Raw genomic sequence first — 25035 nt, forward strand, 5'->3', positions numbered from 1 at the left:
AGGCGCGGTGAACCTGCGGTTGCCGCACTGCGTTCCGGTCCTCGACGTGCACTCGTTAGCAATGGTCACCTATGGTCGGTTGACACCTGATACACCTCCGACCTTTCCCGAGGCACCTGGCCGAGCCAGGTGCCCGCGCACCGACCGTCTGGAGTCACGTCCTTGACCACGTCACCATTCACCGAGACCGCCGCACCCGGCGTCTGCCCCGTCCAGCACGGGTCGCCCATCGACACCGATGGCCCCCGAGTGCAGCTGCACACCCCGGAGTTCGCCGCCGATCCGCATCGCGCCTACACCGAGATGCGCAGGCAGTACGGCTCGCTGGTGCCGATCGAGCTGGCCCCGGACGTGCCGGCCACCCTGGTGGTCGGCTATCAGGCCGCATTGCGAATCCTGAACGACCCCGAGCACTTTCCGGCCGACCCGCGGACCTGGCAGCAGCACATCCCCGACGACTCGCCCGTCAAGCCGATGATGGAGTGGTACCCGAACGCGTTGCGCAACAGCGGTGCCGCGCACGCGCGCTACCGGCAGGCCTACACCGTCGCCATCGACGGAATCGACCTGCACGCCCTGCATGCCACCGTCGAGCGGATCGCCATCCCGCTGATCAACACCTTCTGCGCGAAGGGTTCGGCCGACCTGGTGACCCAGTACGCGTTCCCGCTGGTCTTCGAGGTGCTCAACCAAATGGTCGGCTGCTCAGCGGAACTGGGCCAGCGGGTGGCGACGGGCATGGCCGCGCTCTTCGACACCGTCAACGCCGCGCAGGGCATGCAGATGCTCAGCGAGGCGCTGCTGGAGTTGATCGGTCTGCGGCGTGCGGAGCCCGGCGACGACGTCACCTCCCGACTAGCCCATCACCCGGCCGAACTCGACGACACCGAAATGCTGTGCCAGCTGATCAGTTTCTACGGCGCGGGCATCGAACCGCAGCAGAACCTGATCATCAACACCCTGCTGCTGATGGTCACCGACGACCGGTTCGGCGGCGACGTCCTCGGCGGCAGCATGTCGACCCGCGACGCCCTCGACGAGGTGCTGTTCAACGATCCGCCGATGGCGAACTTCTGCACCTCGTACCCGAGGCAGCCGATCCTGATCGACGACAACTGGTTGCCCGCGCACCAGCCGGTCCTGATCAGCCTCGCGGGCTGCAACAACGATCCCGAGATCCGCGGCGGCGACCGCACCGGCAACCGCTCGCACCTGGCGTGGGCCGCCGGACCGCATGCCTGCCCGGCCAAGTCGGTGGCCTACCTGATCGTGCAGGACGCCATCGATCAGCTGCTCGACGCTCTCCCCGAAATGGAACTCGCCGTGCCCGTCGACGAATTGGTTTGGCGGCCAGGGCCTTTCCACCGCGCGGTCGCGGCACTGCCGGTCGTCTTCCCCAAGTCCCCTCCGTTGAACATGATGTAAGGAGCGTCCGATGGAGCATGAACCGATAGTTCTGGACACGACCGGTGCCGACATTCAAGGCGAGTCCGCGCGGATCCGGGCCCGCGGACCCGTCGCGGTAGTGGAATTACCGGGCGGTGTGCCCGCGTGGTCGGCCACCGACGCCGCAGTGCTCAAGAGCCTGCTCGCCGATCCGCGGGTGTCCAAAGATCCTCGGCAGCACTGGTCTTCGTTCATCAACGGCGAGATCACCGAGGCGTGGCCGTTGCTGCCCTGGGTCGCGGTGGACAACATGTTCACCGCCTACGGTGCCGACCATCGGCGGCTGCGGAAATTGGTCTCGCCCGCGTTCACCCATCGCCGCACCACGGCGCTGCGGCCGCGGATCGAGGCGATCACCGAGAACCTGCTGAACGCGCTGGCGGCCACGCTGCCCGGCGAATCAGTGGACCTGCGTGCGGGATTCGCGTATCCGGTGCCGATCCAGGTGATCACCGAAATGATGGGCGTGCCGGAGCATCTGGGCGGCGGCCTGCACAAATGCGTCGACGGATTCTTCGACACCTCGTTCACGCCCGAGCAGGCACAAGCCAACTATCTCGAAATGTACCGGCTCATCAGCGAACTCGTCGCCTATCGCACCGAGACACCCGGTGACGACGTCACCAGCGTCTTGATCGCCACCCGCGACGAGGACGGCTCCCAGCTGGTCGAGAAGGAACTCGTCGACACGCTGATGCTCGTCATCAACGCGGGGCACGAGACCACCGTAAACTTGCTCGACCAGGCGATTTTCGCACTGTTGACCCACCCGGAACAGCGCGCCGATGTGGTCGAAGGCCGGGTGCCCTGGTCGGACGTGGTGGAGGAGACGCTGCGCTACGAGGCGCCGGTCGCGCACCTGCCGTTGCGCTACGCGGTCGACGACATCGACATCGGCGACATCCGAATCCCCAAGGGCGAGGCCATTCTCGCCTCCTACGCGGGTGCCGGACGCGACCCGAACCTGCACGGCGCGACGGCCGACCAGTTCGACATCCACCGCACCAACAAGGACCACCTGTCCTTCGGCCACGGCGCCCACCACTGCATCGGCGCCCCGCTGGCTCGACTCGAAGCGGCGGTCGCGCTCCCGGCCTTGTTCGAGCGCTTCCCGAACCTCCGGCTCGCGGTGGATCCGGTGGAGTTGCAGCCGGTCGGCAGTTTCGTTTCCAACGGTCACCGTCAGCTGCCGGTGTACCTGGGGGAGTAGGTCGATCTGCTTGGGGTGTCGTGCGGACGACACCCCAGGCGAATTCATTCGATGAAGACCAGCGCGGCCACCGCGAGGGCGATCAGCGCGACCACGTCCACCCATGCGACGCGCTTGGTCTTGCCGTTGAGCTCGTGGAAACCGACGGTGCCGGCAAGCGCGAGATAGCTGATCAGGCTGATCGCCGCTGCGGTCATCGCGGCAACTCGGATCGGCGCGAAGAAGGCCCCGACGATGACTCCGGCTCCGACCAGCGCGAGCAGCAGCGCACGATGCCGCAACAGCAGTTCCTGGTCGCGATTGCCGAGCTCGGTGCCGTAGACCGCCACGGCGCGACCTGGTGCGCAGGCGACGATGCCGGGAACAATGTGGATAACGCCGATCAGCACCAGCGCTGCCTGCGCGAGGTATTCGAATCGCATAGTCGAGTCCTTTCCGTTGGTCGTGCAAGCATGGCGAGCATGGGTGGTACGGCACTTCCAGAAACACGCTGTCTCGCGACCGTGTGGTTGTGGCCTGGACACGCGGTGTATCGGGGCCCCTCGCTGCGGCTCGACGCGCACTGCGGCTCGGTGCTGTGTCTGGCGGTCGGCGTCGATGCGCCGTTCATGCTGCGTGCCGACGGGCTGGAGCAGACCGTTCATACCGCGCTGATTCCACCTCGGATGGTCCATCAGGTCGTGGCTACCGGCGAGCAGATGCTGTTCTGCTACATCGATCCCAGCTCGCCCCAGGCGAAGACGAGCTGGGATCGGATGACCACCCGTTTCCATGGATTCGGTCTGCACCACCGCGACGAACCCGACCTGATAAGCCATGCCGCGCAAGCGGATTTCGACCCTGTCGCCGCAATCGACCTAGCTTGCGGTTCGGCGGCGGCGCCTATCGATGACAGGATCGCGGCCGCGGCGGCGATCCTGCTGGCCCACCCGGCCCGGGCGAACTCGGCCGCCGAGCTGGCCGCCGAGGCGCACCTATCGACCTCGCGGTTCCTGCACCTGTTCGCCCGGCACGCGGGCACCAGCTTCCGCCGCTACCGAATATGGGCGCGCATGCTCAGCGTCGGCCGGGCCATCGCGAAGGGCGCGGACCTCACGACGGCGGCCGCGGACGCGGGTTTCGCCAGCCCCTCCCACTTCAGCGATACCTTCCACGCCATGTGCGGACTCAGTCCCAGCGCGCTGCTGGCCGGCGGCGCCCGAATCGTCGTGCTCGACTCACGGGCAGCAGAGACGCGGTAAGTGGTGTAGCCGAAAGGGTTTCGATGTTGTGCTGATCATCGACCCATGAACGAGTAGTTGCCGTCATGGTGCGCGGTGCCGGTGCGTCGGGACAATAGGGTGCTAACGCGGCGAAGAATTCGTCGGGGTCGAGCAGGGTCTCCGGAGTGTGCACGCCGGGTCTGGTGGGCAGCCTGAGGGCGGCGACGGCGAGTGGGACGCCGGTGATTTCGGCCATGGACAGCCCGGGGACCTGTGCCAGCGCGGTGGCGACGGTGCCGGGTGCGCCGTCGTGCGTCCCGCTGAGCACGGCGAACAACGGCGGAAGCGCGCCGGGGCGGAGGCCGTCCGCTGGATCCGAGGGCAGTCGCTGTTCGGCCGCTTCGACGATCCGCGCTGCCCTGGCTGCGGTGAGCATGTGGTGATCGACGCTATAACGCAGTGCCGCAAGGGCTGTGATGATCCATCGGTGCCCGACCACCACGTTGATGTTGTCGCGAGCGTGCGGGTAACCCCGATGCAGGGTGACGGCCTCGGGATGCCCGAAGCTCCAACCACGACCCGGTCCAAGCCCTGGGTAGTGGAATCGTCTCTGCGTCAAGGCGGGCCGGTCGACGAGGTGGCCGTCCTGCAGTATCCGGATCGTCCCGGTTGTCTGCTGAATCCCATGTGCGACAGCCGCATTCGGCGTTCCGTTCGCCTCGGCAGGAGACGCCGTCGCCACGTCGATGCTCCACCCGGTGATGATGTCGGCCACGGTGTCGAGTTCGCGAGCCGCGGTTACCGCGAGCAGATTGGCGATTCCGGGGCTGGCCCCCATTCCGACCAGCGCGGTGACTCCTGCCGTCCGCGCCTGTTCATCGAGCTCGAGCAGCTGCAGGGTCGGTTCCCAGTCGTCGCAGATGTCGATGTAGTCGCGACCCGCCTCGATTGCCGCCGACAGAATCCGCGCCTCGAAGCGAAAGAACGGACCCACCGTATTCACCACGAGGTCACAGTCGCGCAGCGCGGTCGCCAGCTCGGCCGCATCGAGCACATCGACACTGATCCCGGATACCTTCGGGCCCAGTCGATCTGCGACTGCCCGCGCATTGCGCTCGCAAAGGTCGGTCACCACAACATGTTCGACAGCGTCATCCTCGGCCAGCACGCGCGCGGCAACCCGCCCCATCTGACCGGCACCACCGAGCAGCAGGATTCGCATCTCTGCCCTCCATATCTATTTACTATCGTGACAGTAAATAGACCTGGAATGCGTGACTCGGCAGTCGAATTCCGATCCGCTCCCCATCAGGCGAACTGCGCGAGCAGCCGCGCGTCCAAGTCTCGCAGATAGTCGCTGCCGTAAGGGCCGCGCTCGAGCCCGATCAGCAATGCATCCGGCAGGTTCTGCTCGATCTGCGGCGAGCGCGATCCGGCGGCGAGCGCGATCGTCGCGACGGTATCCACATCCCCGGTGAAAGCCACTGAGACACGCAGGATTTCGCTGAGGCTGGTGCTCGAGGTCAGCGCGGTGAGCGCGGCGCGCACACTCATCCAGCCCTTCGATCCAACCTTGCCGCGCCACGGCCGCGCCCAGCTCGGGTCGAGCCGTGCACCGAGCCAGCCGGGCAGGTCGGATACCGGCCCGAGCTGCCAATGGCAGTAGTGCACAGCCAGCGCGGCGGCCTGCGCCGCGGCGATTCCGCCGGGTGTGTTGTGGGTGACGCGCGCCTGCACCTCCGCGTAGTGCAGGACCTGGTCGACGGTCGGCAGCAGACCGATCGGCCCGGCACGCATGGCGGACCCGCTCTTGTCGCTGGACGGGTCGATGCGGCGCAACAGGTCCGCGCCGGTGCGCACGGTGTCGAGGAATTGCTGAAACCGAGTGGCGTAACCATCCCGTGGATCACGGTGATAAGCCCGCACGAAATGATCGGCCAGCTGCGCCGGCTCCCACGCCTCACCCGAGACCAGCAGTTCCGCGATGGCCAACGTCATCTGGGTGTCGTCGGTATACGCACCCGGCCGGACGCCGAGATGAGTCGGATGCTGGATGTACGCGTCCAAAGTGTTGTAGTCGGCGACGAGTTTCGGATCTGCATACTCGAAACCCGCACCATAGGCGTCACCCACGGCCAACTCGACCAGCATTCGATCCCCTCCCAGCGCCCGATTCTACAGTGCAGCAGGATATTTCGAAGCTAGAATCGACTGGCCGAGCGACGCCCTTCTCGCTGCCCTGCGACCATCATTCTCGGCGACGCACTGTGACGTGGGTATCTCGTCTCGAGAGTCGCCGCTCCAGGCATGATCTTCGGTCGTCTACACGTGGCAGGCCGGCCACCGGCCGAGGCTAGGATCCCCGGGGTGTCTGTACCGAAAGCCGAATTGCATCTGCACATCGAGGGAACGCTGGAACCGGAGCTGGCCTTCGCGCTGGCCGAGCGCAACGGGGCCGAGCTGCCGTTCGCGTCGGTGGACGAGCTGCACCACGCCTACCGGTTCGAGGATCTGCAGTCGTTCCTCGACCTGTATTACCGGCTGACGGATGTGCTCCGGGTCGAGCAGGACTTCACTGACCTGGCCGAGGCTTATCTGGTCCGCGCCCGCGCGGCCGGCGTTCGGCACGCCGAGATCTTCTTCGACCCGCAGGCGCACACCGCCCGTGGGGTGCCGTTCGCGACCGTCATCGACGGCCTGTGGGCGGCGCTGCGTGACAGCGAGCAACGGTACGGCATCACAACCAAGCTCATCCTGTGCTTCTTGCGCGACCTGTCGGTCGAATCCGCGCTCGAAACCCTCGAAGCCGCCGAGCCGTACCTCGATCGGATCGTCGCGGTCGGACTCGACTCGGCGGAGGTCGGTCATCCGCCCGCCAAGTTCGCCGCGGTCTATGAGCGGGCCCGCGAGCTGGGTCTGCGGGCAGTAGCGCACGCCGGCGAGGAGGGTCCGGCGGCGTACGTGGCCGAGGCACTGGATGTGCTCCGCGTCGAGCGCATCGACCACGGCATCCGAGTGCTGGACGATCCAGCGCTGGTCCAGCGACTCGTTCGGGAGCGGATTCCGCTGACGGTCTGCCCGTTCTCCAACGTGCGCCTGCGGGTGATCGACAAGCTCACCGACCACCCGCTGCGGCAGATGCTCGAACTCGGCCTGGTCGCCACGGTGAACTCCGACGACCCCGCCTACTTCGGTGGCTACGTGCAGGACAACTTCGACGGCATCCGAGACGCCTTGGACCTGACCGTAGACCACCTACGCATCCTGGCCCGCAACTCCTTCGAAGCCTCATTCATCGACGAGCCAACCCGTGCCCGCTACCTCGACGAGGTCGACGCCTACCACTTCTGACCCGACCAGGCGTCGCCGGTTTCCCTCGGAGTGAAAGCCATTCCGGATCCGCGTTATCTGCGGGCGAGGCAGATCGTCAGGCCGTTGGTGACGCCCGGATCGAAGGTGATCCAGGCGGGCGATTTCGCTGGACAGTTGCCGTCGTTGGACTGGTGCCGGTCGATCACCTCGTGGGTGGCCGCCGGGTCCGCGCAGTCGACGCGTCGCGATCGGTCGGCGGGGCCGGTGCCGCCGGAGGCGACGCAGTCGCCGACCTTCGAGTAGATGACGGCGTTGTCGGGGGCCGGGCCGAGGCAGATCGCCAGCACCAGATCCGCCTTGTCGTTGTGTGTCATCGAGAAGGCGCTGGCGCCCAGCACATCTGGGCACTGTGGCTTCGTCGGCCGTTGATGCAGTGCGCGGACCGTCAGCACCCGAAGGTTGGCATCCGGGGAATCGCATCGCACTATCTGGTGTAGATCTCTGCTGGTGCAGTCGCCGACCTGTGCCGAGTCGAGGTTCTGCGGATCGTTGATGAGCACGCACAGCACAATGGCTCGCCCGCCGAGTGAAGCCTGTGCGAACGCCTGCCTCGCTTGCGGTTGATCACGGCACGCCTGATCGGTGACCGGAACCTGTCGATGCAACTCGATGCTGAGCACCCGGGTCGACTTGTTGGCCGCGCACGGAATGCGATGCACGCTGTCACCCGCGCCGGTGACCTCGACGCAGTCGTCGGGCCGCAACGCACCAGGATCGTTGGTGTTGAACCGGGTCGGGGTCAGACACAACGTGACCTCGGCGTTCGTCCCCGGGGTTTCGCCGACGGCCTTGGTGACGTCGGAATACCTCATGCACGCCGACTCCATCGGCCACACCACTGCCTCGCGAGCCGTGATGCGATACGTCGCTTTGCTGTCGGCACAGCCGTATTCGATCGGTATCGCGGTGTCGATCGAGACGCAGTCGCCGACGGCCAGCGCAATCGGTTCCGGCCGGAGCAGAAAGTAGCCGCCGACCGACAGCGACCCGACCAGCACGAGCACCGCGGCCAGCCCGAGCCACACCCACTTCCGGCGCCCACTCGATCGCACGGGCATCGAACCCGGTTGCGCGTCAGGCGACGCCCACGGACCCCCCATCCACGGCTCACCGACAACGTGCTCGCCGCCGGGAACCCCATACGGTGCCTGACTATCCCCAGGTCCTTCCCCCGCACCCGAATCGACATGGTTGTACCACTGGTCTTGCACGATCTTCCCCCACCGGCCGAACACTCAGCCCTCGAGCACCCGCGCACCTACGCGGAACCGATGATCATACCGCGCGAAGATCCCACCGCAACCGATCGAAAGTTGTTCAGGCATAACCGCATCGATGAAACCCGCACCGCATGGCCCCATAACAATCACGCTGCGGATATTTCGTGTTGAACAGTCTTGCAACGTGATTCACTCGAAAAGTGATCTATTCCGCTGGCTGTTCACTGAGAAATATCGCGGGGGTCGCGATGGTGCTGGCCTTGTCGGCCGTGCCCTGGCCTGCGGTGGCGGATGGGCCTGCGGGTGGGCACGGCTCGGTCATCTCGACGCGTTCGCTGACCGCAGATCCTGGTATCCCCGAGGCGCGCAACTATCTGGTGTCGTATCGGTCGGTGGATGCGCATGGGCAACCGGTCGAGGTATCGGGCACGCTGGCCGTGCCGCAAGGCCAACCGCCCGCGGGCGGTTGGCCACTGATCTCCTGGGCGCACGGCACCACCGGTGTCGCCGATGTGTGCGCGCCCTCACGTGATACGGGTCCGGACTATCTATCCCACGACTACACCTCGCTGGTGCGCGACGTGCAGGCCAAGTGGGTGGCTGCCGGTTATGCGTTGGCGCAGACCGACTATCAAGGGTTGGGCACCGACGGTGCACACGGCTATCTCATCGGTACGGCCGAACAGCGTGCCGTCGCCGACCTCGCGCTCGCCGCCCGCGAGATAGATCCGGCCGTCGGCACTCGCTGGGTCGCGATCGGTCACTCCCAGGGCGGGCAGGCCGCCGTCTTCGCCGACGCGCAAGCGCAGGGTTGGGTGCCCGAGTTGCAGCTGCTCGGCGCGGTGGCGTTGGCTCCGGCTTCCCATCTCGGCCCGGCCATCGAGGCGGCAAAGCTAGCGGCGAACGCCGGGGGCGGACAGCTGCCCGGAAATGCCGCGTTTCTACCGCTGCTGATTCGCGGCGCGCAGACCGTCGCCGAGATCGACCCGGCCAGATTCCTGACTCCCAAGGCGCTGGCGCTATTACCGCAGGCTGACGATCGTTGTATCGGCCAGTTGCGCGGCGAGGATTCCTGGGGTGGTCTGCGCGCGGGCGAGGTGTTCACCAGGGACGCCGACACCAGAGCACTCACTCGCGTCCTCAACGACAACGACCCCAGCTCCCTGACCTTCACCACCCCGTTGCTGGTGCTGCAGGGCCGCAGCGACACCACGGTGGCGCCCCAGGGCACCGATGCGATGGTCGCTCAGCAACTTTCGTCCGGCCAGCCCGTCAACTACCGCAACTACCCGGGCATCGATCACCGCGGCGTCCTCGACGCGTCGTTCGATGACGCGCTGGTCTGGGTGAACGCCCGCTTCGGCCGCTGATCCATCGGCCCGGACTGGTCCATCACAACCGGCCGGGTCGACCGCGTATGGCGGGACTCTCCGGCACTGAATCGCGAATAGTGTTGCGGCTACGTGTTCTGCAGGGTCGGCACCGATCCCGGGCGGGAGGCCGACGCCGCAGGCCAACTTATCGATGTCGACGCCGTGCGCGGCGGCGAACCCGCCCTCCGTCCCCTCTTCGGAAAGGGCACCTGAATGACCGGACCCGCGCTGAACCGAGGACCGTTTTATCCGCTGTGCGGCAAAAGAAAAAGCCCTGACCGAGTGGTCAGGGCTTTTTCGTGGCGGAGGATAGGGGATTTGAACCCACCCATTTCCGCAGGAGAACTCCGCGACCAGCCAGTTTCGTTGCAGTTCAGGCTGTTTCGGCGCTGCTGACAATGCAAACGTTAGGCTCAGGCGTTGACGCGGTCAACGGCGTCACCGAGTCATTCGTCCTCGCCCGTGAGATGAGTCGCACACGGCAGTGACGGCCGTCATCGGGCGGTTTCGGGCGGCGATACCGCTTTTGCCCACTGGCGTAGTTGAAGTCGGCCATCTTGGTTGCCGGTTGAGATCGTGACCGTGACGAAGGCGATCGGTCAGGCCATTCTTCGCACGTACGTTCCCAGAGTTTCGATCGTAGTCATGCGTCCTGGTCGGGGCGTTTGTGTCATGGGCAGTGTCCTGGTCGCAGCTATTCGATCGTCCCTGGTGGTGTTTATCGTGTTACGGTTGTTACCGCAAATATGCAGCAATTATTGCGACGAGGAGGCCTCGAATGACTACCGTTATCGAACGCGCCATCCCAGTGCAAGACTTCTCCGGCATCGTGGGCCAGCACATTATTTACACCTACGCCAACGGCTGGACGTATGAGGTGTACGTCAAGAACGAGTCGACCATCGACTACCGAGTCCATGGGGGCGATGTCGCCGGGCGTTGGGTGAAGGATCAGCCCGTCGCGCTTGCCAGGGTGGCGACGTCGATGTTCACGGTGTCGTGGACCGAACCTACGGGTAATACCGTCAGTTTGTTGATCAACCTGGCGGAGCGCTGGTTGCACGGCGCGTTCTGGTTTGCGAAGTGGGTTCACGACAATCCCAAACTGACTGTCATGTTCCAGAACGACCACCTTGACGAGATACGCGCCCTATGCGGCAAAGGACCAGTCAGCCCGCAATTCATGCTGGACGAGTTCGCCACCATCACATTCGCCGAGAGTAGCGGCATCGACAACGAAGATATCATTGCCTGTGCCCCTGGCGATCTGCCAAAGGGATACATCACCCGCACCAACTGAGCATCGACTGCGCCGCCGTCCAAGCCGACGGCCGCGCAGTCGGCGCCACCGGAGTCGATCCAATCGCGTGGAATCAGTCGCACCCCCGATGCGCTCACGTGCGGATGGCCGAGGCCGGGATCCGCCAGAAGTGTTCGATGTCGGCCGCAGAGAGTTCGGCGTCGAGGGCGTTTTCGACCAGATGCGCCAGCATCCATGACGTCTGCAGTGCGGCGATCGCGTCCGGTGCGATAGCGAACTCGGCAGTAGTTGGTGCCGCCATGGCGGTGCGGAAATGTGGCCTCGTGCACCGGGCCTGGATTCCCCTATCCCGGGGTGTGTTGACGCGGTCAACACGTCCTCCACCTGCGGAAACGACTGTGAGCGACTCCAAAACGGCCCTGGACAAGCCTTTTGGTCAACCACACTGAGCATTTGCCGATACGGATATGTTATGACGAAAAACGCCCCTGACCAGCTAGTTACGTCTGGTCAGGGGCGTTTGCCACTGCGGAGGATAGGGGATTTGAACCCCTGAGGGCGTTAACCCAACCCGCGTTCCAGGCGAGCGCCATAGGCCACTAGGCGAATCCTCCGTGGAGCAGCATACCGGGTGGGGGACGCTTGACGCCAAACGGGTCCGTTCGGACCAGGAAAGTCCCAGTTCGGCCCGGTTTTGACCCCGTTTCGGGTACCCGGCGCAGGGGGCTGGGCGCGGGAGCGGCTACACTGGCCGACGGATCCCGCGCGGCGCGCATCCTGTGAACTCCCCCAGGGCCGGAAGGCAGCAAGGGTCAATGGGCTCTGCCGGGTGCGCGGGGTCCCCTTAATTTTTGAGGGGCCCGCCAGGCCTGCAGCCCGGCTGTCGAATAACGCCTCCAAATCCGAGCAACGCACGGGTAACGTGAACTACGGTCCGGCGACGCACGATGCGCTCGGCGGGCTGGAACGTCTGGCCGCCGCACATCGGTCCGGCCACAACCCACGTCCCCGCTGCTTCGAAAGGCTGCCCAGGATGCCCCGGCAAACGCAGATCGGTTTGATGAGCCACGAGGAACTCGTGTCCGAACACGAGACTCAGGACGCGAACTATGCGACGCTCAAGACCGAGAAGCTCACGCTGGACCTGACGCGAGGAAAACCCTCGCCGGAACAACTCGACCTGTCGCTGGACCTGCTTTCGCTGCCCGGCGACGGTGACTACCGCGACGGCACCGGCACCGACTGCCGCAATTACGGCGGCCAGCACGGACTTCCGGAGTTGCGTGCGATCTTCGGCGAGCTGCTCGGCATCCCGGTGGACAACCTGCTGGCCGGCAACAACGCCAGCCTCGAGCTCATGCACGACGTGCTCACCTTCGCGATGCTGTACGGCACCAACGACTCCGAGCGTCGCTGGGCCGCCGAGGACAAGCTGAAGTTCCTGTGCCCGACCCCCGGCTACGACCGGCACTTCTCGATCACCGAGGTGCTCGGCTTCGAGATGATCCCGGTCCCGATGCACCACGACGGCCCGGACGCGCACGCCATCGCCGAGTTGGTCGCGAACGACCCGCAGATCAAGGGCATGTGGGTGGTGCCGAACTACTCCAACCCGTCCGGCGTCACCTTCTCCGAAGAGGTTGTCCGGGAACTGGTTTCGATGCCTGCCGCGGCTCCGGACTTCCGGCTGATCTGGGACAACGCCTACGCCGTGCACCCGCTGACCGACACCGCGGCCCCCGTGTACGACGTGCTCGGTATGGCCGCCGCGGCCGGAAACCCTAACCGCCCCTTGGTATTCGCCTCCACCTCGAAGATCACCTTCGCCGGTTCGGGCGTCAGCTTCCTCGGCGGTTCCACCGCGAACCTGAACTGGTACCTCGGGCATGCGGGGAAGCGGAGCATCGGCCCGGACAAGATCAACCAACTGCGTCATCTGCGTTTCTTCGGGAACGCCGACGGCGTGCGCGCGCACATGCAGAAGCATCGCGCCATCCTGGAGCCGAAATTCGCTGCGGTGCTGCGGATTCTGGAGGACCGGCTGGGTGCGTCCAAGGTCGCGTCCTGGACGGAGCCGAAGGGCGGCTACTTCGTCAGCCTGGATGTCATGGAGGGCACCGCGGGGCGGGTGATCACCCTCGCCAAGGACGCCGGTATCGCGCTCACCGCCGCCGGTTCGGCGTTCCCGTTGCGGAATGACCCGGAGGACAAGAACATTCGGATCGCGCCCAGCTTCCCGAAGCTGCCCGAATTGGAGAAGGCGATGGACGGCCTGGCCACCTGCGTGCTGCTCGCGGCCACCGAGAAGCTGCTCGACAAGTAGACGAAAACAGCGGGCGCGTACCGAGGTACGCGCCCGCTGTGTTGTCTGAGGTCAGTTCGGTTTGTGCGCGAGCACGGCGAACATCGTCACCGAGAGGTGGATGTCGCCGCTGGCCGCGCCTGCCTCCAGGTCCTCGACCAGCCGGTCGCGCTGCTCCTCGGTGATCACGCCGCGCGCCACCGCCATCGCGGAGATGCGGGTGACCAGCGAGCCGACGCCGACGGTGCGATCCTGCACCAGCGCGTGCGAGCCGATGTCGTCGATCACCAAGCCCGCCTTGGTCAGTTGCCCGGGCAGCTTGCGGCCGGAGAACGGGTTGGTGGTCGCGGAGATCAACGTGTCGACCACCTCACGAACCACCTGGCGCTCGCCGGGATGCACGATCGCGGTGCCCCAGTCGCTGTCCATCACCACGACGCGGCCGCCGGGACGCAGCACGCGCGCGATCTCGTTGGCGGCCCGCGCGGGCGCGGTCAGATGCTGAAACACCCGCTCGCACAACGCGGCATCGAAACTGCCCGCGCCGAACGGCAGGCCGTAGGCGTCGCCGGAATGGAACTTGGCCGGCGAACCGGTCTGCGCGGCACGGCGTTCCGCGGAGGCGAGCAGGTTCGGGTCGGGCTCGACGCCCACCGCCGCGCCGCCGGGGCCGACCGCGTCGGCGAAGGCCATCACCTCCGTGCCGGTGCCGGAGCCGATATCGAGTGCGTGTTCGCCGGGACGCAGCGCGAGCGCGTCGTGCGCCCAGTCCCGCAACCTGCGGATGCCGGGCAGCGTGGCTTGTAAGTCGCGCACGTCGACGAGTTGATCCTGGCCTGCTCGATCGAAGCGATCGGGGCGCAAAGTGTAGGTGTCCATGGGCCCGTTTCCATCCCTAGCCGTGGCCACCTCGTGGGGTGCCGATGTAGGTACTGCCGTCTGCTGAGGCATGCGGTGGAGCCTACGCGGGGGCCTATAGCGGTGCACGGCAGGGATGTGAGGCCCGTCACGGTGCCGTCGGTCAGGAGGGCTACGGGTACGTGACGGCGTACAGGTACACCGTCGCGGCCAGCACCACACCGAGTGCGGCACCGGCGACCACCTGGCCGCGAGTGTGATCGCCGAGCCATACCCGCGACCAGCCGATCAGCGCGGTCAGCAGCAGCGCGAGTAGGAACCACGGCGAAGAGATCAAGGCCAGCAGGACTGTCGTGCCCGCGCTGACAGTCGTGTGCACGCTGACCTTCCAGCCGCCGAGCATCGTCACGAGGCCGATCCCGACCAGCACCGCAAGCGCGGCCACGGTCCAGGCGATCAACTCGCGCGGTGCGCCCTGGACGGTCTCGATCATGAGGCCCGCGTACACGATCGCCAGGATCACCGGTATCACCCAGCGGCGGTCGTCGATCTCGGTCACGTGGTGATCGCTCGCGATGCCGCGCCGCACACCCGTCAGGATGACGATCATCGGGATCACGCCCGAGATCGTCGCGACGAACAATCCCCACGCGGGCGCATCCACCAGGAACCCGGCGATTACCGCGGTGACGGTATTGATAATCCACGGCGCACCGAGTTCGGTCAGCATCCGCGCGGCCCGCTCCGCTGGCGTCACCGGTTTACCTCTAGCGACTGCCCAGCGGTCACCGCGTACCCCCCTTGCATACCGTCATCCAACCACGCGAAGATCCGCGACGCCTACCTACTTTGACGGGGGAGACAGTGCGGTTCGATCGCGATGAGCAGGACGCCTTCACGCCGTCTTGACAAGTGAGATGATCGAGTCCGTCCGAGCATGTTTGTCACGGTGGGAAGGAATGGCGGATGAGTCGCAAGCTTTGCCTGGCGCAAGACGTCGAGGCGGACGAGCTATTGACCGAGGACCACTTCGCCACCCTGCTCGGCATGCTGCTCGACCAGCAGTATCCGATGGAGCACGCCTTCCGCGGCCCGAAGAAGATCGCCGACCGGATGGGCGGCTTCGACATCCACCGCATCGCCGAGGCCGATCCCCAAGAATTCGAAGACCTCTGCGCCACCCCGCCCGCCATCCACCGCTACGGCCGCTCCATGGCGCGGCGCGCCCAGGAACTCGCCCGCTACATCATCGAGAACTACGACGCGAAAACCGAGAACCTGTGGAAGAACGACAAGCCCGACGGCGCCGAGGTCCTGCGCCGGCTCAAGGCGCTGCCCGGTTTCGGCGACCAGAAGGCCAAGATCTTCCTGTCGCTACTCGGTAAGCAGCGCGGGGTCCAACCGGTGGGCTGGCGCGAAGCGGCAGGCGCCTACGGCGACGAAGGTTCCCGCCGCTCCGTCGCCGACGTGACGGACGCCGAATCACTGGCCCAGGTACGGGAATTCAAGAAGCAGGCGAAGGCGGCCGCGAAACAGGGGTAGTCGGCGCGGGGGATTCCGCGAAATCCGGTGCAGTGGCGGGTTACTGGCAGTGGGCGGGCATTGCCGGGGACGGCGGTTTACCGGATGGTTTTGGGCGGAAGGGAGTGGTCTGATGAGGCGACGTCCAGCGGCGGTCGGATATTTGCGTCGAGATATTTCCGGAGCGCGGCAGCAGTGGGATGAGGTACTGATCCGGAGTCTGGCGCAGCGGTTCGGTTATGACCTTGCCAAAACGGTGGTGTTCGGTGCGGAGACCGAGGATGTCACCGAGCGGTTGGTGACGGTGGCGCGGCGACTCGATACGGACGCCGTGATCGTGCCGAGCACAGCGCATTTCGAGGGTGACGTGCCCGACGAGCTGGTGCAGGTGTGCGATGTCATCACCGTGGCGCCGGAGTACACGTATGCCCGTCGGCCGAGCACCCCTTTTGCGGACGGGGTGGAAGGTCCCCGGCCCGCTTGACCTTCGCGACTAACTCACGGCCGAAGCTGACGCCGTGAAGGTATTGCATTGGGTCGTGCGGTTCTTGTCCAGACCCGATTCGAACCACTGGCCGCCGTTTTCCGAGGTGCCGTGGTCGCGCATGTCGCCCGCTTGGTCGCCGCGACCGTAGGCGTCCTTGCGCGCGAGGGTGAGCTGGGAGTTGGTGAGTGACCCGCCGCCGGAGGACGAGTTGAGGTACATGCCGTCGAAGCAGTTGGCCTGCAACTCGACTCGGCGCGACAGCTCGAGACCGCGGGTGGTGCGGGGGCCCGCGTCGGCGCGGTCGCTGTTGGCCTTGCGCAGGATGCCGGACATGGCCTGCACGTGGTGGCCGTACTCGTGCGCGAAAACCGACAGGTAGACGACCCAGTTGTCTTTGAAGAAGTCGGTCTGCAGCTGACTGATCGGCATGTAGATGGTTTTGTTCGCCGGGCAGTAGAAGGCGGCGAAGTTGCTGGTCGAGCCGGTGCACGGGGTGGTGATGCCGGTGGTGGTCGCGCTGACGTTGAGTGCGGGCGCGGTGAACGGCAGATTCGCCTTCTGCAGCACCGGTTTCCAGGCCGCCTCGAGGCAGCCCGCGGCGCTTTCGAAGAACTTGCGTGCGGCATCGACCTGCGTGCCCCACGGGGAGTAAGCGCAGCGCGACGGGATGAGCGTCGCGCTCGGGTCGGCCAGCAGTGGATTGGCGCCGGTCTCGGCCGGGCCGGTGGCGCCGTCGGGGGCGAAGGTGAGGCTCGGTGCGGGACCCGTCGCGGCGCTGTCGTCCTTGCCGGTGGATATCGCGTTGCGCACCAGGCCGCCCGCGACCAGGAAAACCACGACGACCAGCACGGCGATCCACGCGCCGCCACCACCGGACCGGCGGCGCGGGGTGTGCGGCGGACGTCCGGGCGGACCGTAGGGCATCGGCGGCGGTGCGCGATGTCCGGGCGGCGGACCGTATCCGGGCGGCGAATAACCAGGTGGCGGACCGTATCCCGGCTGCTGGCCGTAACCGGGCTGTTGGCCGTACGCCGGCTGCTGCCCATATCCTGGCTGCTGTCCGTACCCCGGCTGCTGGCCATAACCTGGCGGTCCGGGCGGCGGACCGTACCCGGGCGGCGGACCGTAACCCGGCGGCGGCCCATATCCGGGCCCAGCGGGCTGTCCGTACCCGGGCGGGGGCGGAACAGGTCGCCCACCAGGCGGAACCGGTCCATATCCGTACGGTGGTTGTGTCACGCCCCCGTACCCCCTCGTCTCAATGATCACCGACAGCCGATGACGCAGAATAGCAAGCTGTCTAAAGTAGGCAGCCATGCTGACTTTTCGGGGGGGCGCCGTAGGCGCGCTGCTGCTCGCCACCGTGGGATTGCTCGCGACCGCCCCGATCGCCCACACCCAGCCCGCCCCGAGCGGTGTCACCATCATCGCCGATCTGAAGCTCAGCCGCGAGGGTGTGCTCGAGGTAGTCGAACAGGTCGACGTGCCTGCGGACGGCTCGTTCCGGATGTCGCTGCCGTTGCGACTGAAGGTGAGTGACGACGTCGAGCGCTATTTCAAGGTCACCGACGTCGACACCAAGGGTGCGGGCACGGCGACGGTGGCGAACGATCAATTCACCATCGAGGCGAAGCCAGGGGAGTCGACGTTCACCTATTCGGTGCACAACCTGGTCAATGACGCACCGGGCAGTCAGGTGTTCAACTGGCTCGGGGTGATGGGCAGCGATATCGCGTCGATCAGCGCCACGCTGATCAGCCCGAGCTTCGAAATGGGCATCGTGGACTGCAAACTCGGCCCGCCCGGCAACACCAGGCCGTGCGCCGACGTGCAGACCGAGGTCGACGGCGTGCTCCATCTGGAGCAGACCGATCTGAAAAAGGGTGACGCGATCGACCTCACCCTCCAGTTGCCGCCGGGCAGCGTGCCGAGCAATGCCGATGTGCGCGACACGGGCGCTTCCGGGCCGTTCGCCATCACCGCGCCGGTGCTCATCGCGTTCGGCGTGCTGCTGGTCGCGCTGGCCGGACTCGCCGCCTTCGTACTGCGCGCACGCCGCCAAAATGCCGCTGCCGCAACCGGATCGGAGACCCTCGACCCGCTGGTGCGTGACGGCGAGCGAGTCCAGTTCACGTCCCCCGACGGGGTGCTGCCCGGCGAGGCGGGCCTGCTGCTGGACGAGCACGTCGACCCGGTCGATATCGCCGCCACGGTGGTGGATCTCGCGGTGCGCCGGTACATCTGGGTCACGCCGCTCGGCGAGACCGACTGGCGGATCACCCGGGTGAACGCACCCGACGACCAGCTGCGTGACTACGAGAAGGTGGTCTATCGGGCGTTGCTACCCGACGGCACCGACGCCGCCACCATCACCGAACTACGCGCGCCGGGACGGGTGCAGTCCGGACCGGTGCGCACCGCCCTCGTCGCCGACGCGGTCACCCGCGGCACCTTCGTCAACCGCCGCCGCCCCGGCCTGGCGCTCTGGCTGGGCGGTGCGCTGATCGTCGCCGGTATCGCCGCGACGATCGCCCTCGCCCTCACCTCGGGCCACGCACTGGTCGGTGTCGCGATCGCGCTGGCAGGCCTCGCCACCGTGCTGCTGCCGAAGTACCTGCCCGTCCGGACCACCCACGGCCTAGCCCTGACCGGCCAGATCCGCGCCCTCCAGCGCGGCCTCGAATCGACCAGACGCGAACAGGTCCCACCGATAGATCAGGAAACCGTCTTCTCCCGCGCCCTACCGTTCATGGTGATCGGCGGCCGCGCCGACAACTGGATCCGCGCCTTCCGCGACCTGAACCCCTCCGCCGACTCCCAACCCGGCCTCTACTGGTTCGGCGGCTTCGACCGCGACCGCAACCTCCAACGCTTCGCAGGCCACTTCCCCTTCTTCATCACCGCCCTCGAAGCCCTCTTCGCCACCGCGGGCGACCCACACCGCTAGCTCTGACTCGCACTTGACGTACGTTGCGTGTTCTTGACGCAGGCTGCAACCTACGTCAAGAGGATGCTTCGTACGTCAAGTCGTCGGGCTCTGGGCGTGCACCTTGGTGGGGTGCGTCGGCATGGATGGCGGTTGACTTGGTGCACGCATTGGGAAAGTTATTGCGGGGCAGGGGGATCTGCGGGGTGTGTGTCGAGGGCTGAGCGCTTTGCGTTGACAATGGTGCGGCGGAGTAGGGCGCGGGCGGTGGCCAAGTCGGCTGCGCGGCGGTCTAATTCGGACAGGCGGTCCTGTAGTGCGGGTAGGACGTGGGGGCAGGCGCGGAGTGCGCCGTCGTCGTTGGTGCAGGGGAGCAGCTGGCCGATAACGCGGGTGGGGAGGCCGACGGCGAGTAGGGCGCGGATTTGGCTGACGCGTTGCTCGGCGGACTCGTCGTAGTCGCGGTAGCCGTTGCCGCGGCGTTCGGCCGTGAGCAGGCCGACGCGTTCGTAGTAGCGCAGCAGGCGTTCGCTGATGCCGGTGCGGTCGGACAGCTCACCGATCAGCATGATTTGACCTTGTCATGGTGTCAGGGATCAACACTCGTCGGTGTAACTCGATTCCTGAGGAGGACCGTTGATCATCGACGCGCACAGCCACGTACACGTTCCGGTCGAGGACCACATCGCGCTGCTCGACGAGGCGGGTGTGGACAAGACCGTGCTCTTCATGTCCAGGCCGCATCCCGAACGCGCCGAAAACCTGGCAGAGCTGCGGCAGGAGATGGACCTGTTGCACCGAGCGCTCGCCGGCGGCGGCAACGAGGCCCGCGAAATCGCTTGGCGCGAACTGGATGCGGCGCTCGCCGCGTACCCGGACCGGTTCATCGGCTTCGGCTCGGTGCCGCTGGACGCACCGGACGTCGGCTTACTTGTCGACCGGGACGTGGTCGGCCGCGGGTTGCGCGGTATCGGCGAGCTGACCCCGCCCGCAGGCCAGGCAGCGCTGCTCGAGCCGGTGTTACGCGCCGCCACCGACCATGGTGCGCTCCCCGTGGTCGTGCACGGCGCCGCACCCACTACCGCCGCAGACCTGCACACGCTGGCCAACCTGGCGCGAAGTTATCCCCAGGTTCCGCTCGTGGTGTCCCAGCTCGGCGGTGCGCACTGGATGGACGCCATCGAGTTGGTCCGCGACACCCCCAGCATGTACCTCGAACTGTCCACCGCCAGCATCGTTTTCGCTGTCCGCATCGCCATCGCCGAGGTCCCGGAGCGCACGCTCTTCGGCTCGGACGTGCCTTACGGTGACCCGGTCACCGCACGCCTCACCGTTGAGCGAGCGACCCGCTCGCCACAGGTACGCGAACTGGTCCTCGGCGGCACCGCTCAGCAGCTACTGAGTTGACACCGAGACCTCTCCGATGAGGGGGACAAAGCCCTGTTTCGGTGTCGGCACGGCCGCCCGGCGTTCAGTCGCTCAGCGCCGTCCGGCGGATAGCGGCGAGCGGGTCCGCGTAGAGCACGCTCAGTGAGGTGACCACTGCCGCGAATTCCTGGACCTTGCCGCCGAATCCGCTGATCCGGATGTCGGTGGGCGGGAGGGTGGAGCCCTGGTTGAACGCGCGCGCCACGTGTGTGACGGCGGGACGGTAGCCGGTGAAGGCTTGTCCGCCGAGGATCACCCGGTCCGGGTTGAGCATGTCGCGGACCATGGCAACGGTGTTGCCGAGGATGGTCGCGCGTTCGGCGAGCAGCTCGCGGGCCGGTTCCGAACCCGACTCGGCCGCACGGTACAGGTCGACGATGGTCGAGCCCGCGGTTCCGTTGTGCGCCGGGATGATGCCGCGCCCGACCGCCCGCGAGTGCAGCGAACGATCGCCGACGGTCACCTCGAGGCAACCGCGCCTGCCGCAGGTGCATTCGACGTCGGAGCCGGTGGGCAGGTGCGCGATCGAGCCGGGGCCGTTGCTCGGCGTGTGCACGCGACCGTCCAAAGTCACTGCGACACCGGCGGTTTCGCGAACGTAGAAGTACAGGCTGCTGCCGCGTTCCGGACCGGCGACGCGACCGTTGGCCGCATCACGCGATTCGATGGTGGGCAGCAACAACTCCGAGGCCGCCATCGCCTCGACGTGCGGCGCCACCGACACCGGCAGCTCGAGCACCTCGCCGAGCACGGCGCCGATCTGCGCGCCCTGCCATTCCAGCTTGGGATGGTCGACCACGCCGGTGAGCGGATCGACCCGCCCGCCGATGGCGACGCCCGCCCAGAGCGGCTTGCGCCGATGCCACCGCTGCAGGAACGCCTTGGCGCTGCGCGCGACGGTGGTGGTGGCGAATTCCTGGCCGGTCTGCGGGGTGGCGATGGCCAGGCCGCCGAGGATGCGGCCGCGCAGGTCGGCCGCCACGATCTTGGTGACCGCGGCGCCGATGTGGATGCCGAGGGTCAGGTACGCCTCGTGGTCGATCTCGAAGGGCACCCGCGGTCGTCCGACCGCACCCGACGCCGTCAGGTCGGGCCGTTCGCGCAGCAAACCGGCGGCAAGCAGCGCGGACACCTGACGGTTGACCGTGGCGATGCTCAAACCCGTTGACCGCGCGGCATTGTCACGCGAGACGGGACCACCGGTGGCGGACCGCAGGACCGCGGCCGCCGGGTTGTCGGCGATGCGCAGTTCCGGGGCGACCACGGGACGCTGGACGCGGACGCGGACGCGGCCGCTGGCAATCCTGGTGACGGATCGTTCAAGGGTAGGAAGGGACATGGTGAAGATTCCTTGCCGAGGTCCCGCGCCGGGCGAGACGTGCCTACATGGGCGACTAGGCAGCAAATGAGCCGAAAGAACAGCTCAGCTGCAGCAAGGGCGACAACACAGTTCGCGCGTCAGCGGCAACCGCAAACCGAGCGCAGCGGTCACATAGGTGACCCGCAGTGCGTTCGAGCGGCCAGCAGACATGTAAATGAAATTAACACCGGTGACCGCAACTCACCAAGCCTCAACCCGCCGCTGTGTTCTCGCACACACCGTTTCCCCAGGTCACGGCTCGAGCGAGGTGGGACATCCGCCGCCGTCAGTCCGCCCCGGACTCCTGAAAGCGGGCGTGCGACGCGTGAAAAGGCTCGCCCGGCCAAGAGTCCAGCCGCATAGTTACGGCGGCCTGAAGTCTCGGCCGGGACGCATGACTGGCTGCTTGCGGCGGTTTCCGGCGTCCCCGCCGTATCGGCGCGAGCCGAAGCAGGTGCGCTAGTCCGCTGTGAACCATCCGGCGGCCTGTGCGGCCTTGACGGCCTCGCTCTCTGCTTTGTCAGCGGCTATGCGGTTCGGCACGGTATCGCCTGGGATCGCGTCCGCGAATTCGGCGGCCAACGCGTCGTCGGCTTCCATGTCGTCGGTGGTCGGCAGGTTGGGCGATGAGCCGGCAAGGATCTCAGCGCGAGCCAGTGCGGTCAGTGCGGTCTTCTTCGCGGTCAGCAACTGAGGTGTGAGGTCCCTGTCGTCGTGCGTTTTTCCGTCACTGCCACCAGATTTTCTGAGCAAGTAGTCCGCCAGACCTGCGGGGGTATCCGACTTGCGCGACTCGACCGACGACGGGCGGAAGTACAGGTCGCCTCCTTGCCGGGCGGTATAGAAGCCAGTGTAATAGGCAGCGCGGATCGCTGTGCTCTTATATGCGCTGACAGTTCCCGCATTCTTGTCATCCGTCGCCTCACCGAACAGGGCCTTTCGGTTCTGTGGTGTAACGCCGATATTCCCCTTCATGTCGAAGGGGGATATCGCCTCCGGATCTTCCGGGACCGGGACGCTGCTTCGCCGGGCTTCCGCGCTCCGGGTCCGTAACCGCGCGCACTCCGTCGCGGCGTCCGCATCCTTTTCCTGCTGCTCCGAGCATACTTTGGGTGCGGTCGACGGGTCAGCGGACGCGATGGCAGGGGTCGGAATCAACAGCCCCGCGCCGACGGCGAGCATAGTCTGTACGAGAACGCCTGAACGAACGAGCATGAATCCTCCAGGTTCGATGTGCGCTGTTCGGTACCGATGAATCTGACCATGCTTCGTGCCATATGCAGCCTGACTCGCCGCCCGAAGAAGCATTCGTACCCACGGGAATTAAGGACTGGCCGAGCGGAGGATGCCTTCGCCGACGAAAAATTCCGCCCAGCGAGCGGATGCTGGGCGGGATTTTGTCGCGGTAGTGGCGACCGCGTTTATTTCGCCGGGGCGAAAGGCTGATTGATGGTGGTTAACTTCAGTTAAGGGTGTCGACGTCGTACGCTGGGGTTATGCCATTGAACCCCAAGGATTTCCCCGATTTGGCTCCGTGGATCTATGGGCGGAACTCGCAGGATAAGAACAAGGGTCTGTCGGTGCCGCAGCAGGTGCGGTGGGGCACCGAGGAGTGCGCTCGGTTCGGGTGGCCGGACCCACGCGTGACGACCGACACCGATATCGGCGCGACGAGGCACACGGTCAAGCAACGTCCTGGCTATAAGGATCTGGTGGCCGGGTTGGCCGAGCCTGCCCCGGAGGGCACGCAGTGGGTGTTGATCACTCGCTCGTCCTCGCGAGCAAATCGCCAGTTGCTGGACTTCGCGTTGCTTCGCGAGATGTGCGCCAAGCTGGGCGTGTACTGGTATTCGGGCGGTCAGCTCTACGACATGAACAACCCGCAGGATCGCCGGATTCTGGCGCAAGAGGCGGTGGACAACGAGTATCAGCCCGAGCAGAACCGTTTCGATTCGATGCAGCAGCTCAAACAGAACTTCCTCGACGGCAAGCCACACGGCAAGGAAGCGTTCGGGTATCGCATCGTCTACCAGCGCGGCAAGGCGATGGAGCGGGTGCCCGACGAGGCGACCGCGCCGATTGTGCGTGAAATGGCAAGACGTGCACTGGAATTGGAGTCCGCTACCGGCATCGCGCGGTGGTTGACCGGCGAGGCGGTTCCGGTGCCAAGTGCGGGTATGGGGTTGCCGTGCCGGGTGTGTTCGGTCACCGATGGCCGTAAGGTCCTCGAAGCAGTCGATCGGCGTCATTGCCCGTGTGACAAGGGTTGGTTGACCCGTTGGGATCATGTCGCGGTCCGCAATGTGTTGGTCAGTGCGACGATCGCCGGTTTGCGCGCCCACACAGACAAGGCCACGGGCAAGACTGAAACCGTTGTGGGGCAATGGGATTCGATAATCAGCGTCGAGGATCACGATCGGTTGGTGGCGATGTTCACCGCCCCTGCTCGCTTGACGAGCAATCGGGGTTGCGCGCCGCGTTGGCTGCTCTCGGGTATCCCTCGTTGCGGTAAGTGTGATGGCGGCAAGATCCGTTCGCGTTCGGGCGGGACGGCGGGCAAGGCGCGGACGTATGAGTGCGAGCGGTTCTGTGTCGCCCGCAACGCTGAGCTCGTTGATGATCTGGTGGAGGAGACCGTGTTGCGCCGCCTCGAGGACCCGGAGTTGCTGGCCGCGCTCGAACGCAGTGATGAGGAGGCCGCCGCCGCTGGTGCCGAGGCCAAGGCGTTGCGCGCCTCCTACGACAAGTGGGTTGCCGAAGCGATCGAGGCGGAGTTGTCGCCGATGGAGATCAAGCAGTACAAGGACCGGAAGTTGCCCGCGATCAAGGCGGCCGAGGCCCGTGCTCAGGCGGCGATGCCGATGCCGCACGTGGTCGCCGCCGCTGGGCCGGACGCCCGCGCGAAGTGGGACGACGAGCAACAGACTCCGTTGCAGGCCAAGCGCGACATCATCCGGTCGTTGCTGTCGATCACGATCTATCCGGCCGGGAAGCGTCGCGGTTTCGGCGGTTCGCCGGGCGTGGAGACGATCGAGATTGCCCGTCTGGTCGCGTGAGATCGGTGGTGGT

The 25035-nt window shown here is 66.2% G+C and carries 23 protein-coding genes, 1 tRNA gene and 1 other RNA gene; 13 read left to right on the forward strand and 12 right to left on the reverse strand.

The annotated features are described in order from the left end of the window. The first annotated feature begins 162 nt into the window (after window positions 1-162). Window positions 163-1425: a cytochrome P450 gene (locus tag ACIBK2_RS05735; protein ID WP_396964138.1), complete on the forward strand. Its 1263-nt coding sequence runs from the start codon at window positions 163-165 to the stop codon at window positions 1423-1425. A gap of 10 nt (window positions 1426-1435) precedes the next feature. After that, complete coding sequence (locus ACIBK2_RS05740; protein WP_396964140.1) at window positions 1436-2656, forward strand: cytochrome P450; 1221 nt, start codon at window positions 1436-1438, stop codon at window positions 2654-2656. Between the two features lie 44 nt (window positions 2657-2700). On the opposite strand, the gene ACIBK2_RS05745 is transcribed toward ACIBK2_RS05740, so the two are convergent. Then, a complete protein-coding gene (locus ACIBK2_RS05745) occupies window positions 2701-3078 on the reverse strand; it encodes a hypothetical protein (protein ID WP_396964142.1) in 378 nt (125 codons plus the stop codon). Window positions 3079-3117: 39 nt separating this feature from the next. Between ACIBK2_RS05745 and ACIBK2_RS05750 the strand changes: the two genes are divergently transcribed. Next, window positions 3118-3897 (forward strand): helix-turn-helix domain-containing protein, encoded by a 780-nt coding sequence (locus tag ACIBK2_RS05750; RefSeq protein WP_396964144.1) that lies wholly within the window; start codon window positions 3118-3120, stop codon window positions 3895-3897. Here ACIBK2_RS05750 and ACIBK2_RS05755 read toward each other — a convergent pair. Together ACIBK2_RS05755 and ACIBK2_RS05760 are read right to left on the reverse strand one after the other, a co-directional pair. Continuing rightward, window positions 3824-5080: a saccharopine dehydrogenase family protein gene (locus tag ACIBK2_RS05755; protein ID WP_396964146.1), complete on the reverse strand. Its 1257-nt coding sequence runs from the start codon at window positions 5078-5080 to the stop codon at window positions 3824-3826. The two genes, ACIBK2_RS05750 and ACIBK2_RS05755, sit on opposite strands and share 74 nt — an antisense overlap. A gap of 86 nt (window positions 5081-5166) precedes the next feature. Beyond that, window positions 5167-6009, reverse strand: coding sequence for an ADP-ribosylglycohydrolase family protein (locus ACIBK2_RS05760; RefSeq protein WP_396964148.1), 843 nt, complete (start codon window positions 6007-6009; stop codon window positions 5167-5169). 216 nt (window positions 6010-6225) lie between these two features. On the opposite strand from ACIBK2_RS05760, the gene ACIBK2_RS05765 reads away from it, so the two are divergent. After that, the gene (locus tag ACIBK2_RS05765; protein WP_396964150.1) at window positions 6226-7209 is read left to right on the forward strand and encodes an adenosine deaminase; all 984 of its coding nucleotides are present in this window, start codon (window positions 6226-6228) and stop codon (window positions 7207-7209) included. A gap of 53 nt (window positions 7210-7262) precedes the next feature. On the opposite strand, the gene ACIBK2_RS05770 is transcribed toward ACIBK2_RS05765, so the two are convergent. Further along, a complete protein-coding gene (locus ACIBK2_RS05770) occupies window positions 7263-8288 on the reverse strand; it encodes a hypothetical protein (protein ID WP_396964152.1) in 1026 nt (341 codons plus the stop codon). A 410-nt stretch (window positions 8289-8698) separates the two neighbouring features. On the opposite strand from ACIBK2_RS05770, the gene ACIBK2_RS05775 reads away from it, so the two are divergent. Further along, window positions 8699-9820 carry an alpha/beta hydrolase family protein gene (locus tag ACIBK2_RS05775; protein ID WP_396964154.1) on the forward strand — a complete coding sequence of 374 codons (1122 nt, stop codon included), beginning with the start codon at window positions 8699-8701 and terminating at the stop codon, window positions 9818-9820. Window positions 9821-10601: 781 nt separating this feature from the next. Further along, a complete protein-coding gene (locus ACIBK2_RS05780) occupies window positions 10602-11123 on the forward strand; it encodes a phenolic acid decarboxylase (RefSeq protein WP_396964156.1) in 522 nt (173 codons plus the stop codon). 94 nt (window positions 11124-11217) lie between these two features. Here ACIBK2_RS05780 and ACIBK2_RS05785 read toward each other — a convergent pair whose 3' ends face one another. Both ACIBK2_RS05785 and ACIBK2_RS05790 read right to left on the reverse strand, forming a co-directional pair. After that, window positions 11218-11385, reverse strand: coding sequence for a hypothetical protein (locus tag ACIBK2_RS05785; RefSeq protein ID WP_396964158.1), 168 nt, complete (start codon window positions 11383-11385; stop codon window positions 11218-11220). Window positions 11386-11613: 228 nt separating this feature from the next. After that, window positions 11614-11698, reverse strand: a tRNA-Ser gene (locus tag ACIBK2_RS05790). Window positions 11699-11837: 139 nt separating this feature from the next. Between ACIBK2_RS05790 and ffs the strand changes: the two genes are divergently transcribed. Both ffs and ACIBK2_RS05800 read left to right on the forward strand, forming a co-directional pair. Further along, window positions 11838-11932: signal recognition particle sRNA small type (ffs, locus tag ACIBK2_RS05795), an RNA gene on the forward strand. 185 nt (window positions 11933-12117) lie between these two features. Then, a complete protein-coding gene (locus ACIBK2_RS05800; protein WP_396964160.1) occupies window positions 12118-13407 on the forward strand; it encodes an aminotransferase class I/II-fold pyridoxal phosphate-dependent enzyme in 1290 nt (429 codons plus the stop codon). 51 nt (window positions 13408-13458) lie between these two features. Here the strand turns inward: ACIBK2_RS05800 and ACIBK2_RS05805 are convergent, their stop codons facing one another. Together ACIBK2_RS05805 and ACIBK2_RS05810 are read right to left on the reverse strand one after the other, a co-directional pair. Next, window positions 13459-14265, reverse strand: coding sequence for a methyltransferase domain-containing protein (locus tag ACIBK2_RS05805; RefSeq protein ID WP_396964162.1), 807 nt, complete (start codon window positions 14263-14265; stop codon window positions 13459-13461). 151 nt (window positions 14266-14416) lie between these two features. Next, complete coding sequence (locus ACIBK2_RS05810) at window positions 14417-15001, reverse strand: phosphatase PAP2 family protein (protein WP_396964164.1); 585 nt, start codon at window positions 14999-15001, stop codon at window positions 14417-14419. A 209-nt stretch (window positions 15002-15210) separates the two neighbouring features. On the opposite strand from ACIBK2_RS05810, the gene ACIBK2_RS05815 reads away from it, so the two are divergent. Together ACIBK2_RS05815 and ACIBK2_RS05820 are read left to right on the forward strand one after the other, a co-directional pair. Further along, window positions 15211-15786 (forward strand): HhH-GPD-type base excision DNA repair protein, encoded by a 576-nt coding sequence (locus ACIBK2_RS05815; protein ID WP_379281823.1) that lies wholly within the window; start codon window positions 15211-15213, stop codon window positions 15784-15786. Window positions 15787-15898: 112 nt separating this feature from the next. Next, window positions 15899-16249: a hypothetical protein gene (locus ACIBK2_RS05820; protein ID WP_396964167.1), complete on the forward strand. Its 351-nt coding sequence runs from the start codon at window positions 15899-15901 to the stop codon at window positions 16247-16249. Between the two features lie 9 nt (window positions 16250-16258). Here the strand turns inward: ACIBK2_RS05820 and ACIBK2_RS05825 are convergent, their stop codons facing one another. Then, window positions 16259-17176 (reverse strand): neutral zinc metallopeptidase, encoded by a 918-nt coding sequence (locus tag ACIBK2_RS05825; protein WP_396964169.1) that lies wholly within the window; start codon window positions 17174-17176, stop codon window positions 16259-16261. A 391-nt stretch (window positions 17177-17567) separates the two neighbouring features. On the opposite strand from ACIBK2_RS05825, the gene ACIBK2_RS05830 reads away from it, so the two are divergent. Beyond that, the gene (locus tag ACIBK2_RS05830) at window positions 17568-19199 is read left to right on the forward strand and encodes a DUF2207 family protein (protein ID WP_396964171.1); all 1632 of its coding nucleotides are present in this window, start codon (window positions 17568-17570) and stop codon (window positions 19197-19199) included. A gap of 158 nt (window positions 19200-19357) precedes the next feature. On the opposite strand, the gene ACIBK2_RS05835 is transcribed toward ACIBK2_RS05830, so the two are convergent. Further along, complete coding sequence (locus tag ACIBK2_RS05835; RefSeq protein ID WP_396964173.1) at window positions 19358-19747, reverse strand: MerR family transcriptional regulator; 390 nt, start codon at window positions 19745-19747, stop codon at window positions 19358-19360. A 67-nt stretch (window positions 19748-19814) separates the two neighbouring features. Between ACIBK2_RS05835 and ACIBK2_RS05840 the strand changes: the two genes are divergently transcribed. After that, window positions 19815-20585 carry an amidohydrolase family protein gene (locus ACIBK2_RS05840; protein ID WP_396964175.1) on the forward strand — a complete coding sequence of 257 codons (771 nt, stop codon included), beginning with the start codon at window positions 19815-19817 and terminating at the stop codon, window positions 20583-20585. Between the two features lie 64 nt (window positions 20586-20649). On the opposite strand, the gene ACIBK2_RS05845 is transcribed toward ACIBK2_RS05840, so the two are convergent. Further along, complete coding sequence (locus ACIBK2_RS05845) at window positions 20650-21945, reverse strand: ROK family protein (protein WP_396964177.1); 1296 nt, start codon at window positions 21943-21945, stop codon at window positions 20650-20652. A gap of 480 nt (window positions 21946-22425) precedes the next feature. Then, window positions 22426-23148, reverse strand: coding sequence for a hypothetical protein (locus ACIBK2_RS05850; RefSeq protein WP_396964179.1), 723 nt, complete (start codon window positions 23146-23148; stop codon window positions 22426-22428). A 314-nt stretch (window positions 23149-23462) separates the two neighbouring features. Between ACIBK2_RS05850 and ACIBK2_RS05855 the strand changes: the two genes are divergently transcribed. Further along, window positions 23463-25022, forward strand: a complete 1560-nt coding sequence (locus tag ACIBK2_RS05855) for a recombinase family protein (RefSeq protein WP_396964181.1) — start codon at window positions 23463-23465, stop codon at window positions 25020-25022. The last annotated feature ends 13 nt before the right edge of the window (window positions 25023-25035 follow it).

Source organism: Nocardia sp. NPDC050175 (assembly GCF_044459885.1).
GTDB lineage: Bacteria > Actinomycetota > Actinomycetes > Mycobacteriales > Mycobacteriaceae > Nocardia.